Origin of the sequence: Paenibacillus sp. FSL W7-1279, assembly GCF_037969845.1 — a bacterium.
Classification (GTDB): Bacteria; Bacillota; Bacilli; order Paenibacillales; family Paenibacillaceae; genus Paenibacillus_AQ.
Genome location: NZ_CP150215.1, coordinates 850475 through 866713, shown reverse-complemented (window position 1 = coordinate 866713; position 16239 = coordinate 850475). Strand labels below are relative to the sequence as shown.

General features: G+C 49.9%; 17 protein-coding genes. 6 read left to right on the top strand and 11 right to left on the bottom strand.

Annotated features, from left to right (window positions below; all coding sequences use genetic code 11):
* Nucleotides 1-81: 81 nt before the first annotated feature.
* Nucleotides 82-294, top strand: coding sequence for a PLDc N-terminal domain-containing protein (locus MKY82_RS03705; RefSeq protein WP_194540797.1), 213 nt, complete (start codon nt 82-84; stop codon nt 292-294).
* A 243-nt stretch (nt 295-537) separates the two neighbouring features.
* On the opposite strand, the gene MKY82_RS03700 is transcribed toward MKY82_RS03705, so the two are convergent.
* The 3 genes from MKY82_RS03700 to MKY82_RS03690 all read right to left on the bottom strand — a co-directional run bounded on the left by MKY82_RS03700 (nt 538) and on the right by MKY82_RS03690 (nt 3688).
* A complete protein-coding gene (locus MKY82_RS03700; protein WP_071222082.1) occupies nt 538-1827 on the bottom strand; it encodes an ABC transporter substrate-binding protein in 1290 nt (429 codons plus the stop codon).
* Between the two features lie 143 nt (nt 1828-1970).
* Nucleotides 1971-2807: a carbohydrate ABC transporter permease gene (locus MKY82_RS03695; protein WP_339295512.1), complete on the bottom strand. Its 837-nt coding sequence runs from the start codon at nt 2805-2807 to the stop codon at nt 1971-1973.
* Complete coding sequence (locus MKY82_RS03690; protein WP_071222084.1) at nt 2807-3688, bottom strand: sugar ABC transporter permease; 882 nt, start codon at nt 3686-3688, stop codon at nt 2807-2809. The genes MKY82_RS03695 and MKY82_RS03690 overlap by 1 nt, the downstream gene beginning before the upstream one ends.
* 152 nt (nt 3689-3840) lie before the next feature.
* Here MKY82_RS03690 and MKY82_RS03685 point away from each other — a divergent pair, with 152 nt between their 5' ends.
* From MKY82_RS03685 to MKY82_RS03675, 3 genes are all read left to right on the top strand, one after another.
* Nucleotides 3841-5625, top strand: coding sequence for a histidine kinase (locus MKY82_RS03685; protein ID WP_339295511.1), 1785 nt, complete (start codon nt 3841-3843; stop codon nt 5623-5625).
* Between the two features lies 1 nt (nt 5626).
* Nucleotides 5627-7243, top strand: coding sequence for a response regulator (locus tag MKY82_RS03680; protein WP_339295510.1), 1617 nt, complete (start codon nt 5627-5629; stop codon nt 7241-7243).
* Nucleotides 7244-7339: 96 nt separating this feature from the next.
* Complete coding sequence (locus MKY82_RS03675) at nt 7340-8104, top strand: tryptophan-rich sensory protein (RefSeq protein ID WP_339295509.1); 765 nt, start codon at nt 7340-7342, stop codon at nt 8102-8104.
* A gap of 142 nt (nt 8105-8246) precedes the next feature.
* On the opposite strand, the gene MKY82_RS03670 is transcribed toward MKY82_RS03675, so the two are convergent.
* From MKY82_RS03670 to MKY82_RS03640, 7 genes are all read right to left on the bottom strand, one after another.
* Nucleotides 8247-8627 (bottom strand): RidA family protein, encoded by a 381-nt coding sequence (locus tag MKY82_RS03670; RefSeq protein WP_071222088.1) that lies wholly within the window; start codon nt 8625-8627, stop codon nt 8247-8249.
* A gap of 68 nt (nt 8628-8695) precedes the next feature.
* Nucleotides 8696-9370, bottom strand: a complete 675-nt coding sequence (locus tag MKY82_RS03665; RefSeq protein ID WP_220686639.1) for an NAD(P)H-binding protein — start codon at nt 9368-9370, stop codon at nt 8696-8698.
* Between the two features lie 245 nt (nt 9371-9615).
* Nucleotides 9616-9891, bottom strand: a complete 276-nt coding sequence (locus MKY82_RS03660) for a hypothetical protein (RefSeq protein ID WP_339295508.1) — start codon at nt 9889-9891, stop codon at nt 9616-9618.
* A gap of 32 nt (nt 9892-9923) precedes the next feature.
* A complete protein-coding gene (locus tag MKY82_RS03655; protein ID WP_071222090.1) occupies nt 9924-10127 on the bottom strand; it encodes a CsbD family protein in 204 nt (67 codons plus the stop codon).
* Between the two features lie 246 nt (nt 10128-10373).
* Nucleotides 10374-10589 carry a twin-arginine translocase TatA/TatE family subunit gene (locus MKY82_RS03650; RefSeq protein ID WP_071222091.1) on the bottom strand — a complete coding sequence of 72 codons (216 nt, stop codon included), beginning with the start codon at nt 10587-10589 and terminating at the stop codon, nt 10374-10376.
* Nucleotides 10590-10679: 90 nt separating this feature from the next.
* On the bottom strand, nt 10680-11234 hold the full coding sequence (locus MKY82_RS03645) for a RidA family protein (RefSeq protein ID WP_071222092.1): 555 nt from the start codon (nt 11232-11234) through the stop codon (nt 10680-10682).
* Nucleotides 11235-11253: 19 nt separating this feature from the next.
* Nucleotides 11254-12858: an FAD-dependent oxidoreductase gene (locus MKY82_RS03640; protein WP_339295507.1), complete on the bottom strand. Its 1605-nt coding sequence runs from the start codon at nt 12856-12858 to the stop codon at nt 11254-11256.
* A 276-nt stretch (nt 12859-13134) separates the two neighbouring features.
* Here MKY82_RS03640 and MKY82_RS03635 point away from each other — a divergent pair, with 276 nt between their 5' ends.
* Both MKY82_RS03635 and tatC read left to right on the top strand, forming a co-directional pair.
* Complete coding sequence (locus MKY82_RS03635) at nt 13135-13386, top strand: MerR family transcriptional regulator (protein WP_339295506.1); 252 nt, start codon at nt 13135-13137, stop codon at nt 13384-13386.
* Between the two features lie 23 nt (nt 13387-13409).
* On the top strand, nt 13410-14180 hold the full coding sequence (tatC, locus tag MKY82_RS03630; RefSeq protein WP_339295505.1) for a twin-arginine translocase subunit TatC: 771 nt from the start codon (nt 13410-13412) through the stop codon (nt 14178-14180).
* Nucleotides 14181-14358: 178 nt separating this feature from the next.
* Here tatC and MKY82_RS03625 read toward each other — a convergent pair whose 3' ends face one another.
* Nucleotides 14359-15864 carry an HD domain-containing phosphohydrolase gene (locus MKY82_RS03625; RefSeq protein ID WP_071222095.1) on the bottom strand — a complete coding sequence of 502 codons (1506 nt, stop codon included), beginning with the start codon at nt 15862-15864 and terminating at the stop codon, nt 14359-14361.
* Nucleotides 15865-16239: the final 375 nt, after the last annotated feature.

Genomic DNA, 16239 nt, shown 5'->3' with positions numbered 1-16239 from the left:
AATTTTTTCGTTTTTATGCGACCCTAATGCCGATCGACCGTATGTAGATCATACAATTAGAGTTCGGGAGGGTATTTCATTATGAGTTTTGTTGGCGTTGGTATTATCGGAATTTTGACATTATTACTGGGATTATTCTTCTTCCTTCTTCACATTGCCGTCTGCGTATGGGGTTATAATGACGCCCGGCGAAAAGGCCGCAGCCCTGAATTTGCGATTCTGGTTGTGCTCGGCTTGTTGTTCTTCCCTGTTGTTGGTCTCATTATTTATTTGCTGATCCGAAATCATTATTAGTCATAAACATGCTCCGCTGCTCCTTCCCCTTAGCCACAGGGCATGCTTATCAACGATAAAGACGGTGCCACAAAGCTATTACCAATAAATAAAAAGGTCGAAGCACAGCGCTCGAAATGAGTCTGTCTTCGACCTTTTATAATGCATAAACTGTTTTGATGACTCGATATTCCCTTAGGGACAGCCCCAATTACGTCAATGGATCATTTCGATGGCATAGCGCTATAAGCGCCACCCTCGTGGTTACTTCGCTTTCAAGCTTTCCCATGATTTCTGAATGCCTTCGAACAATTGGTTCTTGTCCACATTGCCTGCCACATAACCTTGCATCTGGCTGCCGAATTCATTCATGCCGCCGTCAGGGAATTTGTTGAACTCCCAGCTGAGCGCTTTGTTCTCTTTGCTGTATTTCATGACATCGTTCCCCAGATCGCCAAGCGTCTCGCTGTTTGCTTCGATGCTGGTCAGTGCAGGGATGAACTTGAACTCTTCCGTAATGTAACGTTTACCGGTCTCCGAAGTGACGAGCCAGTTCAGGAATTCCTTCGCTTCATCCTTCACCTGCGATTTGTTGTTCACGACCCAGTTGTTTGGCACGCCGATCGGAAGTTTGTCATTCTCTTCGGCATTGTCATTGATCGGCATCGGCAGAAGGCCGATGTTCAGATCCGGATTGATGCCGTCGATCTGTACTTGCGTCCAGTTCCCGTTCTGGGTCATAGCCGCTTCACCGCTGGCAAAGGTCGTGATTTCCGTGTTGTAATCCGTCGTCAGCGGGTTCTTCTGGCCGTATTGGACGGTGAGGTCGAACAGTCTCATCCATTCGTCGAATTTCGCGTTGCCAACCAGCTTCTCCGTGCCTTCATTCATTCCTTTAACGAATGCATTCGGATCTTCCTGATGGGCGAACGGAATGTTCAGCAAATGGTTGGCCAAAATCCAGGTCTCTTGGTAACCGTTCACGAATGGCGTAATACCGGCTGCTTGCAGTTTTTTGGCTGCTTCCTCAAGCTCTGTGAGCGTCTTAGGAAGCTCGGTGATTCCCGCTTTTTCAAACAAATCTTTATTGTAAATAAATCCATAACCCTCGATCGTCATCGGTTGTCCGTACAGTTTACCGTCTTTGGTCATAGGCTCTTTGGCAACGTCAACAACATCCTTCACCCATGGCTGGTCTGAGAGATCCTCAACATTCTCGAACCACGTTTCAAGATCGCGGTATCCGCCAACGTTGAAAATGTCCGGCTCGTCGCCGGAAGCGAACTTCGCTTTCAGCGCCGCGCCATAATCCGAACCGCCGCCAACCGTTTGAATGTCCAGCTTAATGCCGGGATGCTCTTTTTCGTATTCGGCTTTCAGTTTATTCAGAGCCTCGGCGATTTCGACTTTAAATTGAAAAATCTTAATCGTTTTCGTTCCGCCCTCGGCACCACCATCAGCGCCTTGATTGTCCTCATTCTTGCCGCCGCAGGCTGCAAGCAGCGTAGAGAAAGCCAGAACCATGACCAGGAGCAGCTTACCGTATTTCTTCATTGTGAATCCTCCCTTTTTTTCTTCTATAAGGATCGTGTACTGCATTTGTTGATAGCGTTTACTTTTCCAGTATAATCAACCTTTTTTCGTTAAATCAGGGATTATATTGATCTGTGAGGGGGAAGGAATTGACCTATTGACAGCTATCCCTTCACCGCTCCTTGCGTAATGCCCTCAATGATGTATTTCTGCATGGCCAGGAAGAAAATAATGACCGGCATGATCCCCAGCACCAGCGCCGGCAGAGCCAAATCCCACTGCTTGGTATATTGCCCAAAAAAGGCGAAGGTAGCAATCGGAATGGTCCGAAGATCTGCGGACTGCAGGATCAAGGATGGCAGCAGGTAGTCATTCCATATCCATAGGGTGTTCAGGATGATAACCGTAACGAACATCGGCTTCATCAGCGGGAATACCACCCGGAAGAATACGCCGTATCCGCTGGATCCATCCACGGTTGCGGCTTCTTCGATCTCCATCGGGATCGATTTCACGAAGCCATGGAACAGAAATACGCTTAGCGGAACTCCGAAGCCCAGGTAACAGATAATGAGCCCGTACAAGCTGTTGTTAATGCCCAGCGTTGCCGTCACTTTCACGAGCGGAATCATGATCGATTGAAACGGAATGACCATCGCCGCCACAAACAGTGCAAACATGATCTGGTTAAAGCGCGTGTTCCGGCGAACCATCTGATACGCGGTCATCGCACTTAACATCGCCAGCAGCAGATTGCTGGCTACCGTAACGACCAGCGAGTTCCAGAACGCCTGCGGGAAATTGGTGATATCCCACGCCCGTGAATAGTTGCTCCATTCAAGAGTGGTCGGGAGTCCTGCCGAGTCCGTCAACAGATCACCGAAGGTTTTGACAGAGTTCACGAACAGGAAGTAGAACGGGACCAGGAAGAGCAAGGCTACGATAATCATGATGATCTCCGTGGCCATGGTGTTCAGCCGGTATTTTCTCGTGGTCTCCATTACGCTTCAACCTCCTTGCTCTTCGTGAATCGAACTTGCAGACTTGTTATGATGGCAACCACGATGAAGAAGATGACCGCCTTCGCCGTTCCGAGCCCGAGACGGTTATTCGTATAAGCCTCGTTGTAAATATTCATGGCCACCGACTCCGTGGAGCCGAACGGTCCGCCTTTAGTTAAGGATAGGTTTAAGTCGAACATTTTGAAGGACCAGGAAATCGCCAGGAACAAACATACCGTAACCGCTGGCATAACGAGCGGAATAATGATGGACCGCAGTACCTGCCCTCTGCTCGCGCCGTCGATTTCGGCTGCCTCCAGAATATCCTTCGGCACGTTGTTGAGCGAGGAAATGTAGATGACCATCAGGTAACCGGCCGTCTGCCATACGAAAACGATTACAATTGCCCAAAAGGCAGTTCCCTTCGTACCGAGCCACGGCAGATTGAAGAATCCGAGGTTGGTGGCATTACCGATCGCCGCAAACCCTTTGACAAAAATAAACTGCCAGATAAAACCGAGCAGCAGGCCGCCGATGACGTTAGGCATGAAGAAAATCGTCCGGAGCACGTTCCGTGTTTTAAGCGGCTTGGTCAGGAAGTACGCCAGTAAAAATCCGAGCAGATTCGTAAGGATGACGCCAAGCACCGTAAACCGGGTTGTGAACCAGAAGGCATCACGGAATTTATCATCATTGGTAAAAATGGTAACAAAATTATCAAAGCCGACAAAGTCGATTTTGCTTGACACGCCATTCCAGTTCGTGAAGGAATAATAAAGACCCAGAAGGAACGGAATGATCATGATCAGGATGAAAAAAATAGTGGAGGGTCCCACGAAAAGAAACTGCTGCAGCAGCGCCGAAGATTTTTTTCGATTCATCCCTTGATCTCCCCTTTTCGTTTAAGTTGTTGTATGATGTACAGCCATTATGCGGTAACCTGTAAACAATAAACACGGAGAATCATGAACCGTTAGGTGTAAAATATTGACCATACGCGATGCCCATTCCATAACTCAGGGGGTGATCCTATATGAAATACCGCAGCATCCAGACCCGGCTGATCACATTCATGCTCGCTGTCACAACCATTCCGCTTCTGCTGTCGCTTTACATTACGTTTACGCATACCCGCGAGTCCGTGAAGGAGCAGACGGTGGATGAAAATATACGGCTGATTTACCAAGGAGCCACCAATCTGATGAACTATTTACGCGTCATCGACCGCGCCTCCCTGTCCGTATATTCCGATCCCCATTTTTTGCGCAATCTTGCCTTGGATCCCGATAATCACCGGGTGGTGGCCGAGCTGTATACGACCTTGCAGGCCATTCAAACGGGCACGCAGGACGTGCATCAAATTTATCTGCACAATCATTTGACGGGACAGTCCACCCAGATATCCAGCAATCTGCCTCGCAGGGAATTCCGGCAGGCGCCTTACCGTAAAATAGAAGAGTTCGGCCCGGGCAATACGGCCATCGAGCCCGTCCATCAGGTGCACAGTTACGGGTTCCCTCCGCGGCCTGCGGACATTCTGAATTTTGAAGTTTTCACCTTCTATCGCTCCATCACCAACGTACCGTCACCCGACCAATATGCCCTTATGGCGATCGATGTGAAACTTGACAGTATTTTGGCCATTTGCGATCAACTGTATGCCAAAGGGGAAGAACAGCTATACTTGATTGATGACAAGGGAATCATCATCTACAGTCCGGATCCGCAGCAGCGGGGGCAACGTCTGGACGACCCTGTGCTCATGGGCGAAATCGCTCAAGCAGAAAATGGTTACTACGATGGCAAAGACGCGATGATCGTATATGAGAAACTCGATTTGCCTTATGCGCCCTGGACGCTTGTCAAACAAATTCCGCATCAAACGCTGTACAAGCATTCGACAGAACTAACGAGCATTAATGCGATTATTGCGATTTTAGCACTGTTCATTGTCATATTCGGCACGCTATGGATATCCATTCGGATTACAAGACCCATTAAACAACTCACAAGCTATATGAATCAGGTGAAAACCGGTCGGCTTGACGTGGATATTGACGTAACAAGCCCGGACGAGATCGGGATTCTCTCCCGCCGCTTCCGAACGATGATGGACACCATCAACAACCTGATCCTGCGTGAGTACCGGCTGGAAATCGCCAATAAGACCAATCAGCTGAAGGCACTTCAGGCGCAGATTGATCCGCATTTTCTGTACAATTCGCTCCAGTCGATCGGTACCCTGGCCCTGCAGCATAATGTGCCGCGGATCTATTCCCTGCTCTCATCGCTGGCGAATATGATGCGCTACAATATGCGCAACAGCGAGGGCAAAGTGACCCTGCAGGATGAGATCAACCATGTGCGGCTGTATCTTGAGCTGCAGAAGCAGCGGTTCCGTGACCAGCTGGACATCACATGGGATTTGGATCCCGAAAGCCTTACGACTCCGGTTCCGAAGATGATCCTGCAGCCGATTGTTGAGAATTATTTTAAGCATGGCATGAATACGCACGCCGGCGTCGGCCATATATCCATATCTTCCCGCATCGCGGAAGATCGCCGCTTGATCGTCATCGTTGAAAATAACGGGTCCTCCATCGAAGAAGCCGAGCTCGCTTTGATTCGCAGCAAGCTTGCGACCGCTTACGGCCACCCTGACCGGAACGATGCCGGCAATGAATCGATTGGGCTCTTAAATGTTTTGATGCGATTGAACTTATACTCCGACAACAAGGCCGGATTAACGATAGAGAATGTAATACCACACGGCGTCAAGGTCACGCTCGATATCAACGCATGGGAGAGTGAACAGTAGAATGAGAGTATTGATCGTAGATGACGAACAGCATGTGCGGGAGGCTATAGGGCTTCTGGCAGACTGGAAGCGGCATGGCATCACGGAAATTGATCAGGCCGCTGACGGGGAGGAAGCGGTCCGCTTAATCGAGGAGAACAAACCGCAAATTGTCATGACCGACATGCGAATGCCCCGCAAAAACGGACTGGAGCTGCTTACCTGGCTCCATACTACGAAACCGGATATTAAAGTGCTCGTCATTAGCGGATATGATGATTTTGAATATGTGCGTCATACGATCCGTTCGGGAGGCATTGACTATATTCTCAAGCCCGTTGAACCGGACAGCTTGAACGAAGCGCTGGCCAAAGCGGTTCAAACCTGGCAGCTCGAGGAAGAGAAGCGGCAGCAGATTACTAACCAGAATATTGAAATGAATCAGATGACCCCTTTCTATATGGACCGCCTGCTCTCGGATCTGGTGAACGGCTACGGCAACAGGGACAGCGTGGTTTCTCAATTGCGGAACCGGATGACGCTGCCGGTAACCGGCATGATCTATAACGTTGCCGTCCTACGCGATGATCAATTTGACGAAGCTTTGCTGTCCAAATTCCGCAACAGGCGCCATCTGCTATCCTTCACGCTCATCAATATTTGCAATGAGCTGTTGATGGATCAGGGGGTTGCCTTTCGACATATCGACAAGCCCGGGGAAATCATGATCCTCTGTTGGAATCCGCGGCTTCCCTTTAACGACGTACTCGATCGAATCAATGACGGGTTCTTCTCCACCCTTCGCAGGCGGAGCCATTTCGGTGCCGCCAGAGCAGGCGCCTTTCCCGATGATCTGCCGAAGGCTTATCTAAATGCCGTCCAAGCTTTGTGCAGCCGCAATCTATTAACCGGCAAATCCCGTATCCATCGCGAACGCGCCGTTGAAAGCGAAGGCTCGCGCACCCTTCGGCTCTCCTCCTACGAGGAGAAATTCAAACTGGCTGCACTTAGCGGGAGCAAGGAGCGCATTGAGGCAGCCACGGAAGAATGGCTGCACGATGTGAGAGAGAGGGATCTCGTATCACCGGAGCATCTGGCGAGATGGAATTCGGAGTGGGACTGGATCCAGTATCATTGGACGGAAAATGAAGTGAAAAGCACGCAGGAGCCCATCGAAGACGCTGAAATCTCGCAGGACCTCCCTTCCCCGCTTCCTTACAGCGAGGAGGGAATGATCTGCTGGGATCGCTGGCGCGAGCAGATCAGCGGAAGGCTGTATGCAGCATCCCGGGTTCTTACCCAGATTCATTCCAAGGACAGTCACATCATTCATGATATTGCCCACTATTTGGAGCAGCACTATCATGAGGAGATTTCCCTTCAGCAAATTGCGGGGAAATTCTTTCTTAGCAGGGAGTACATTTCGCGAAAATTCAAGCAGGAATTCGGCGTAACGTTATCGGATTTTCTCGGGCGGATTCGTATCGACAAAGCCAAAACGCTGCTGCTCAATCCCCAGATCCGGATCGCCCAAATCGCGGAGATGGTTGGTTACCAGGATGAGAAGTATTTCAGCAAAGTGTTCAAAAAGATGGAGGGTTTCACGCCCAACGAATACCGGAAGAAACCTATGAGTTAAGTGAAGGGGCGGTGCCCCTTTCTTGGCTGCTGGCTCGATATTCATTCTTTTGGGTATATTCTATATATTCCAGACTGATATCAGGAGGAGATTTTATTGTACCGCAACAACCCGTACCGCTGGTGGAATCTGCTGTTTTTCGCCGGTGTAATTGCCGTGAATGTGTTATCAGGCATGCTGCCGCTTGGCGGCAGAACAACCGGGGAGATATCAGATATGTATTATACAGCGATCACCCCCGCAGGATATGCCTTTTCCATATGGTCCGTCATCTATGTGCTGCTGTTCTTTTTTGTCATCTATCAGCTGCGTCGCGACACCGGAAACCGCGATTCGGTAAAATCCATCGGTCCATGGTTTATCCTCAGCTGTGTATTCAATATGGCATGGCTTATTTTGTGGCACTATTTGTATATTGAATGGTCTGTCGTGGTGATTTTCCTGCTGCTGTTAACCTTATGGGTTCTATATGCCCGCACGCATACGATCGACTATCCGACGTCAGGGGAAAAGTTTTGTCTGAAATTGCCGTTCAGCCTATATATCGGCTGGGTATGCCCTGCCTTTATCGTCAACGTCGGAATCGTGTTTCAGAAGAATGACTGGAGCCTTTTCGGCCTGCGCGAAACCACTTTGGGGATTGTGCTGCTCTGCATCGGTGCATTACTCGCCATATGGATCGGCCAGCGTTACCGGGACAGCATCGTGCCGCTGGTCTTCACCTGGGCTTACATCGCCATCGCGGCCGAGCATCGGGAGACCGACAGCATTTTAATGACCGCCTTTGTACTCTCTATCGTCCTGTTTGTATATGCCATATGGCTCTTCTTTACCCGCAATCGGAGAAGATCGCGATATTAAACCGAGCCTTAACGAAAAGCTTCCCTTGCTCGTCTATGAGATTAGTTCGCACCCTTTTCAATATCGTTAAAATTCAATAGAGCATAAAAAAGGGAGCTTTGCCTGCATTGGCAAAGCTCCCTTTCACATGTGATCATATCGCTTATGGCTTAACGGCGATGACTTCAATCTCAACCAGTCCGTCCTTCGGCAAACGAGCAACCTCAACGGCGCTGCGAGCAGGGTAGGGCTCGGAGAAAAAGCTGCCGTACACTTCGTTAACCGCTGCAAAATCATTCATATCCTTCAAGAATACGGTGGTTTTCACCACATGGTCGAGGCTTGTCCCGGCTGCTTCAAGGATCGCCTTCACGTTGCTAAGAGACAGCTTCGCCTGCTCCTGAACTCCCTCGCCGAATTCACCCGTTTCCGGATTCAGGCCGAGCTGGCCTGAGGTATAGACGAATCCGTTGATTTCTACAGCTTGGCTGTAAGGCCCGATAGCTCCCGGTGCTTTGTTGGTCGATATGATATGTTTACTCATGGTCTGTCACCCTTTCTATGTATTCCTATCTGTGTACATTGTAATCTGCCAAGGGTGCTCTGGCAAATTTATTCAGCGGCCTCGCCGAGAACATGAATGACTTCATTGGTGTATACATGGTGGCCTTTCATATCCGTTAAGCCGATATTCACCATCGATCTGGCTACTTTCCGCGCTGGTATGGCCCGGTATGGGGCCAGCTTCGGACCTTTGAATGCAAAGTCGAGGGAAGTCATGAGAACCGATGCCACCCGCTCTCCAAACCGCCGCTCGGGCCGCTCGCCCAGCAATAATGACGGTCTGAACAGATGCAGCCCCCGAAAGCCAATCCCGGCCAGCTTTTCTTCAACCTCCCCCTTGGTACGAAGATAGAAATTACGAACCTTCGGATTAGCGCCTGCGGAGCTGACCGCCATAAATTGTCTCACCCCGTGCCGCTTAGCCAACTCCGCTGTCTTGATGACATAATCCACATCCACTTTACGGAATTGCTGCTGGGACCCCGCTTTCCTGATCGTGGTTCCCAGGCAGCAATACACGCTGTGGACGCCAGAAAAAGCATCGCTGTATCGATCCAGTTGATCCCATTCCACCAAGATGGGCTTCAACTGGGGATGCGTTATATCAGGAAGACTTCGTACCAGCACGCGAACCTCTTCAAGCTCCTCGCGCCCCAGCAGTTCTTCGGTTACCATACGCCCCACAAGCCCTGTGGCCCCGACTACGAGTGCAACCATTCCCACCTCGCCCCCTCCCTCCGTTCATGATATAAAATATGAATGACATGAAAGGCCTCTGCAGCCCCCGCTCTTCTATGCAGCACGAAGCATTCTCCGCCCTAAATGGGCTGATCAAACTTCCTTTTGACCTCATTCTACACCGCATCGGACCCAAGTCAATATGACTTTTCAAATATAAAACTCACATGAATTTCCCATGGCTCAGGGCCTGGACATCCAAGCTTAAAAAGGCAAAAAAAGAGCGCAAATCAGGCTCGATTTGCACTCTTTCTCCAAGCGGTTATGAAGCTGGTCAGCGGTTTCCACTCCCTGCGGAGCCAGCCGGAGGATTCGGCAGTTTCCTCCGCCAGTAGCCCCGCGGTGGAAGATGCCGCCTGCTGACTGTCTCTGACAGGGAGAACTTCCTCATTCATCATCTCATAGTATCCCAAATGATAGGTGCTGACCATGTCTCCGTGTAAGGTAAACACCTTGCCGTTACGAATATCGATCACCTTGCCGGTCACAACCCGGGATTCCAACATGATTCGTTCTGCCTCCCTTATCGTCCTTTAGACTAGTCGCGGTATCTTGCACTCCAATCGGTATATTCACGCTCCGCCGCATCCTTCGTATGTCCGTAACGTTCCTGCAGCTTGCCAACCAATTTATCCTTCTGGCCGTCGATCACATCGAGATCGTCATCCGTCAATTTCCCCCATTGCTTCTTCGCTTCACCCTTCATCTGTTTCCATTTCCCTTTAAATACGTTGCTATCCATAATATCAGCTCCTCATAGAGTAATGAATGATGAAATGTAGAATTGCCTGTACTTGTGTATACCCCTCAGAAGTTTCTCTGAATCCTGGCAAAGGATGTCATCGCGAAGTTTCAGTCCTCGCATTGATCTCAAAGTCCAAACATTCAAAAAAGCTGTCTCCATGGGCTACAGCAGCTCCACGGGACAGCTTCATTTGTACATACATATCCAATCTCATAGTGCTGAGGGCTGGATGAAACGGCCTGATCACCCTTTCAGTTTGATGACCGCTCCCTCCCTTTCCCTCTCCTTGCCCTTTTCCTCTTCTTTATCTTCCCCAACCAAGTCTCTGGCGGAAGCTTTGAATTCAGACAACGTGCGGCCCACCGCCCGCCCAAGCTCCGGCAGCTTGGAAGGACCGAACAGAATGAGCACGACAATCAGGATCATCATCAATCCGACAAAGCCGACATTTTGAAACATGGAACCCAACTCCTTTAATATGTGATGGTGACCGTTCATTTGTAAAAGCCAGCGCTATTCGATCAGCCGACTACGTGGAACAAGAACAACTTACTTTTTCTTATCCTTGCCAGGGTATACCGCTACGGCTTCAATCTCAATTAACCAATCGGCATTCACGAGGCTCGCTACTCCCACGGTAGAACGCGCAGGCTTCACGGGATTCTCCTTCGTATTGAAAAACTGGGCGTATGCGTCAAACCAGCCGGTATAATCAAAAGCTCCGTTCTTGGCTGCATCCGGGGTTAAGTATACTCTCAAATAGACGACATCCTTCATCGTCAGCCCCTGCTCCTTCAGCTGTTTCTCGATCTCCTTCAGGATGCCGATTCCTTGGGTTTTGGTATCGCCATAGCGCTCATAAACCGTCTTGCCATCCTTGTTCAGCAAGGGCGGAACCGTCCCGCTTGTATAAAGATAGGAAGCCCCTTCGGGTATGATAACCCCGCTGGAAATAGAGGATGTGGGACTGCCGTAAAATTTCGGGGCGGGTGAAGCTTTGGTCGGCTTCTTATAGGCGGAAGAGCTGTCGGCATACGCGGCGGTTACACTCACCGCACTGATCAGCATGGCCAGCGCCAGGATCGTCTTCAGTTGATTTTTCATGGAATCGTCTCCTTTCGATTTACGCTTTCATTACGCGTTGATGGATGTCGGTTACGACCTCCCGGGCGGACTCAATGGCCCCTGCTTGCCAAGCCGTGATGTAGCTGATGTGCTCCCCTGCCAAGTAAATACGGTTATCCGGCTTGCAGAGGGTAGGGTAGTAGGTTTTCCTGTCGTTGGCGGAATAGGATACCCAGCCGCCTTCCTGGTATTTAGTCTTTTTCCAGTCGATGGAGAAGGATGCCTCGAACTCCTTCGGATACTGTGGATGAATCTTAGCGCCTTGCGTTAGTGCAAGTCGCTCGCGTTCGGCATACGACATGGCCCCGATTTTATCGGCAGTGCCCCCGTATGCATAATAACCAAGCAGAATCCCCTTCTTTCCAAAATAGTCTGTCGGCGGATAGTAGATTTGCGTAATGTCCATATTCGTCAAGCTGCTGCCGCCATATAAATATTCGTCTTCTTCCCAAAAGCGCCGTTTGAACTGCAGGCCGATTTTACCTGCGGAAGCGTAACCGACGCTGCTGATCGCTTTGGACATCTCCGGCGAGAAATCGGCCGGGATCTTCTTCAATACCGTCAACGGTATGGTGCAGATGCAATAATCGCCGCGGATTTCTTGCTCTCTGGCGGAATTGCCGTCCGTGTACACGATCCGCACACCGGAAGAGGACTGGCGAATTTCCTTCACCTCTGCCCGGTACTTGATCCGGTTGCCGATTCTTTTCTCAAATGCCTTGATGATGGCGTCCATGCCGCCTACGGGATGAAACATCATCATCTGCTGGTCGTAACCGTACTCGTTGCTGAAATATTTGCCGAAGCCGGAATTGATGATCGCCTTCAAATCGAATGGATCCCGGAGCACACCGGCATCCAGGCGGCTTCCCGGCTCATCCTTATACCCGCCGCGCTCGGATCCCTTGTAGAACAGATCCGGATTCAAATCGCCTTCGGCCCTCAGATAATCCACCAGCTTCAGCTTCTCTTCCGCTGTCAGCGGCAGATCCAGCGCATTTTGATTCACGGCTTTGGCCAACATCTCGGCCACGTAACCGCGCACGTCGGCTTTGGCTGCACGCTTGGGGACGCGCTGCCCGGATAAAGCCCCCACGTTCTCGTTATAGTAGTAGCCGCTCTCATTCACATTGTTGAATGGCTCGATGGCTACGCCAAACTTCTTGCAATAATCCAGCGTGACGTGAAACTGCGGAATCCGCATCGGGCCTGCATTGAAGTGCAGCCCGTTATCAAAGCGGGAAGTCTGACGGCCAAATCCGATCTCCGCAACGGAGGTTCCTTTGCGGATCGTCCAATTGCGCCCGCCGGCAAAGCTTTTCGCTTCCAATATCGTGCAATCGTAACCTGCCAGACCAAGCTCATACGCTGCCGTCAAACCCGCGATTCCTGCGCCGAGAATAATAATCTTCTTGCCGCCGCGGCCGCTTAGAGTCAGGTCATTTTTTCCGGGAGGCGTATATTCTGCTGCTTTCAACGTTTCCGGCGTAAGGAGCCCCATCGTACCCATCAAGCTGAAGACGGCGACAGATCCACCCACCTTGCCAACAGTCGTCAGAAATTGCCTCCGGGTCATCTCTTTTGGTTGTTCTTTTGTAGCCACCCTCGTTCACTCCTTCGCTAGTTGTGATTGGATTCATGAGCCGATCTTAGCAGAGAAAACAAGGTTTGGCTTAAATTTTGTTAGGTTTTCTTACACAGTTTTTTTATTTTTGAAAAACGATTGCTTTTTTTCCTTCTTTTTCATAAAATCATGTCATAAATCCTTCCAAATAAAATGAAATCGCCAAAATTATTGCCGTTTTATCTTCTTCGTTTTTAATCCCAAGCCAGGAACAATAGCTCAGGGTTAACAATACTTACATAGGAGGTAAAGATTATGGAGAGTAAGGTGATGAGTATTGGGGTTGTTTGCGAACTGACCGGCTTGACGGAACGGCAAATTCGGTATTACGAGGAACGAAAGCTTATATTTCCGGAGCGTACGAAGGGAGGAAATCGTCGATATTCTTTTGAGGATGTGAAAAGCATCCAGGAAATCCATCAAAAAATGCAGGAGGGATATAATACATTTGAACTGAAGGAATTGAACAAAACGAAAAAACAGCGCTGCACGCCCATCTTCCGATGATGACCAAAGGAGTGACGAAGCCTATGGAGTTCAAAAGTACCATGACGCTGCTCGAGCACATCGCCGAACTTAGAAAACGAATCCTGCTGGTAGCTGCCGTCTTCATCCTGAGCATGGCGGCAGGCCTCATTGCCGCCCCTCATGTGTTATCCATGTTAAAGCATCACTCACCGGCCTTTCAGGTAACCTGGAACGTGTTCTCGCCTTGGGACGGACTGCGCATCTATATGAGCATAAGCATCGTATTATCGCTGCTTCCTACCCTGCCGTTTGCCCTTTATCAAATATGGCTGTTCGTCAATCAGGGACTGAACAACCGCGAGCAGAGAGCGGCCCTTCGGTTTATCCCTTTCTCCGCGTTATGTTTTCTTATAGGGGTTGCCTTTGCGTACTTTGTCGTTTTTCCGATGAGTCTTGCTTTTACGACAGGAATCAACAGTCAGATGGACCTTGTCGAAACATACGGCGTCGCCCAGTACTTCGGATTCATGTTCAATATCATCATCCCGCTCTCCCTTGCCTTCGAGCTCCCCGTTGTTGTCCTGTTTCTGACGCGAATAGGCATATTAAGCCCGGCTATCCTGCATACGATGAGGCGGTATGCCTACGTCGTTCTGGTGATCATTGCGGCGCTGATCTCACCGCCTGATCTCGTATCTCACCTGATGGTTGCCATCCCGCTCATCGGTCTGTATGAGATCAGCACATGGCTGGCAAGCTGGATGCATCGCAAACAGAAGCATGTGAAACATGAAGAAAGCACGGAAATCGATACGGCTCACCAGATGATCTAATTTCCGTATTCACTCCTCGCCGACTCTCGAAGCAGCCGAGTACCCATTTATTGGCTGCCCTGAGGGCAGTGATATTTTAACGACAGGCGCACAAAAAAGAGGCCGTTTACCTGCACAGGTACGGTCTCTTCTCATTCCTATCCATAGAATCAGCTGCGATTCCCTGCTTATCCATCTACTAGCGGATCGTAATGACCTTCTTCTCCGCTTTCATATATTTAACGAATATGCCCGCATAATCGGGGTCCCACTGGGTTCCCCTGCCGGCTTCCAGTATGTTCAAGGCATCCGCCGATTTCATGCCGCTGCGGTACGGCCTGTCCGACGTCATGGCATCATAGGCATCGGCCACGGCAATAATCCGTCCAAACAACGGAATCTCCTTCCCCTTCAACCCGTCAGGATACCCGCCTCCATCATAGCGCTCATGATGGGACCGTACCCCTTCCAGATAAGGAGCCATGGCATCGGCAGGCTCGATCTGCAGCAGAATGTTCTCTCCTTGAGCCGGGTGGGCCTTTACCTGATCGAACTCCTCTGCCGTCAGTTTCCCTTCCTTCAGCAAAATATTGTCCCGAACTCCGATCTTGCCGATATCATGCAGCAATGCCGTCTTGTGCAACAGATCAACCTGCTCTTCGCTGAGTCCCGCCAGACGGCCGATTAACACCGAATACTCCGCTACCCGAAGCGAATGGCCGGCCGTGTAAGGATCTCTGGCATCCAGCGCCGCTGCCAGGGCGGCAAAATAACTGTCCAGCAGCTTGCGGTTTCGCTCCTCGCGCACCTGCAGCCCGCGAACCATCATATTGAAACCCGCGATCAGATTGGAAAATTCATCAGAATAGAGATTGGAGGTCTGAATCAGACGCCCCTCCTTAATCTCATTCATCGCCCGGTACAGCTGCCGGATCGGCCGCTGTAAATCCTGGGTCAAGAGCCAGGCGCCGATATAAGCAAAACCGACGCCAAGCAGCAATATAAATCCCGCCCAGCCCCAGTACTGCTGAGCTACGATCTGGCTGAGCCCCTCCAGACGAATCTGGACCGCCAGACTAAACAAAAACAGCGGAAAAGTGCCGATTAACATCGTGCTGAGCAAAAATTTTGTCCGAATCGCCATGAATACATGGCCCTCAAGGGAGAAGTCCACGCCATAACGAGATAACGCCTGCCGCCGAATCTCCTTGATCAAAGGGCGAATGGCGGCTATCGTCAGGAAAAATTCGATCATGGCATGACAGCTGGCTAGCAGGACCGCCCCCAGGCAAGCCAGCCATATATAGAACGGCGGAAAATTCAGTTTGCCCTGCTCCATCATCCAAACCGTCAGCAGAATGGCCGGAAGCGACAAGCCGAGCAGATGAGGTCCGAATATACGGTATACCGCCAAACGCGGCATACGGTGTATGCTCAAATATGCTTTTTCCAACGTTTCCAAATCCGTATGTCCTTCATGAAACCCCGCGTGAATCGGTCGTAAATGCCGAAGAAAGACGGTCAGCTCGGACGCAATCATCACCATGAATGAAATGGTCAGTATGACCACAAGACGCGCGCCTTCCTCAATAGGAATTTCCAGAGTCGTTACCATTAATACGCCACCCACAACAAGCACAGCTGCAATGGACCCGATCATATAGTTCCGGATTAGCTGTTTAAGAAAAGACTTATACAGTTGCATCGTTCGCCTACTTTCATTAACAGATAATAAACATCGGCAAGGCAGGTGTGAATCCGAACGTATTCGACATGATGCTACAACTTAAGATCCCAACAGCAGAATTTGCAAGAAAAAACTGTTAATATGAATATCGTTGGATTTCCAGAAAAAATCAAGCGTTTTTGCATAACATTCTAATATACATTTGAATATCTTTGCTTATTACGAGTACCTGTGCTATAATAAGTAATTGTTATATGAAGTTTAACCCCGTTAGTTCCTCGAAACATGGTTATTTACATCTCTGTTGAAGTGCAAATTCCTATTTTATGACCCTAAGAGTAAGAGTTTTATGGAACGGATTTCTGATTCACACTGGCGCGGTCATCGGAGCCG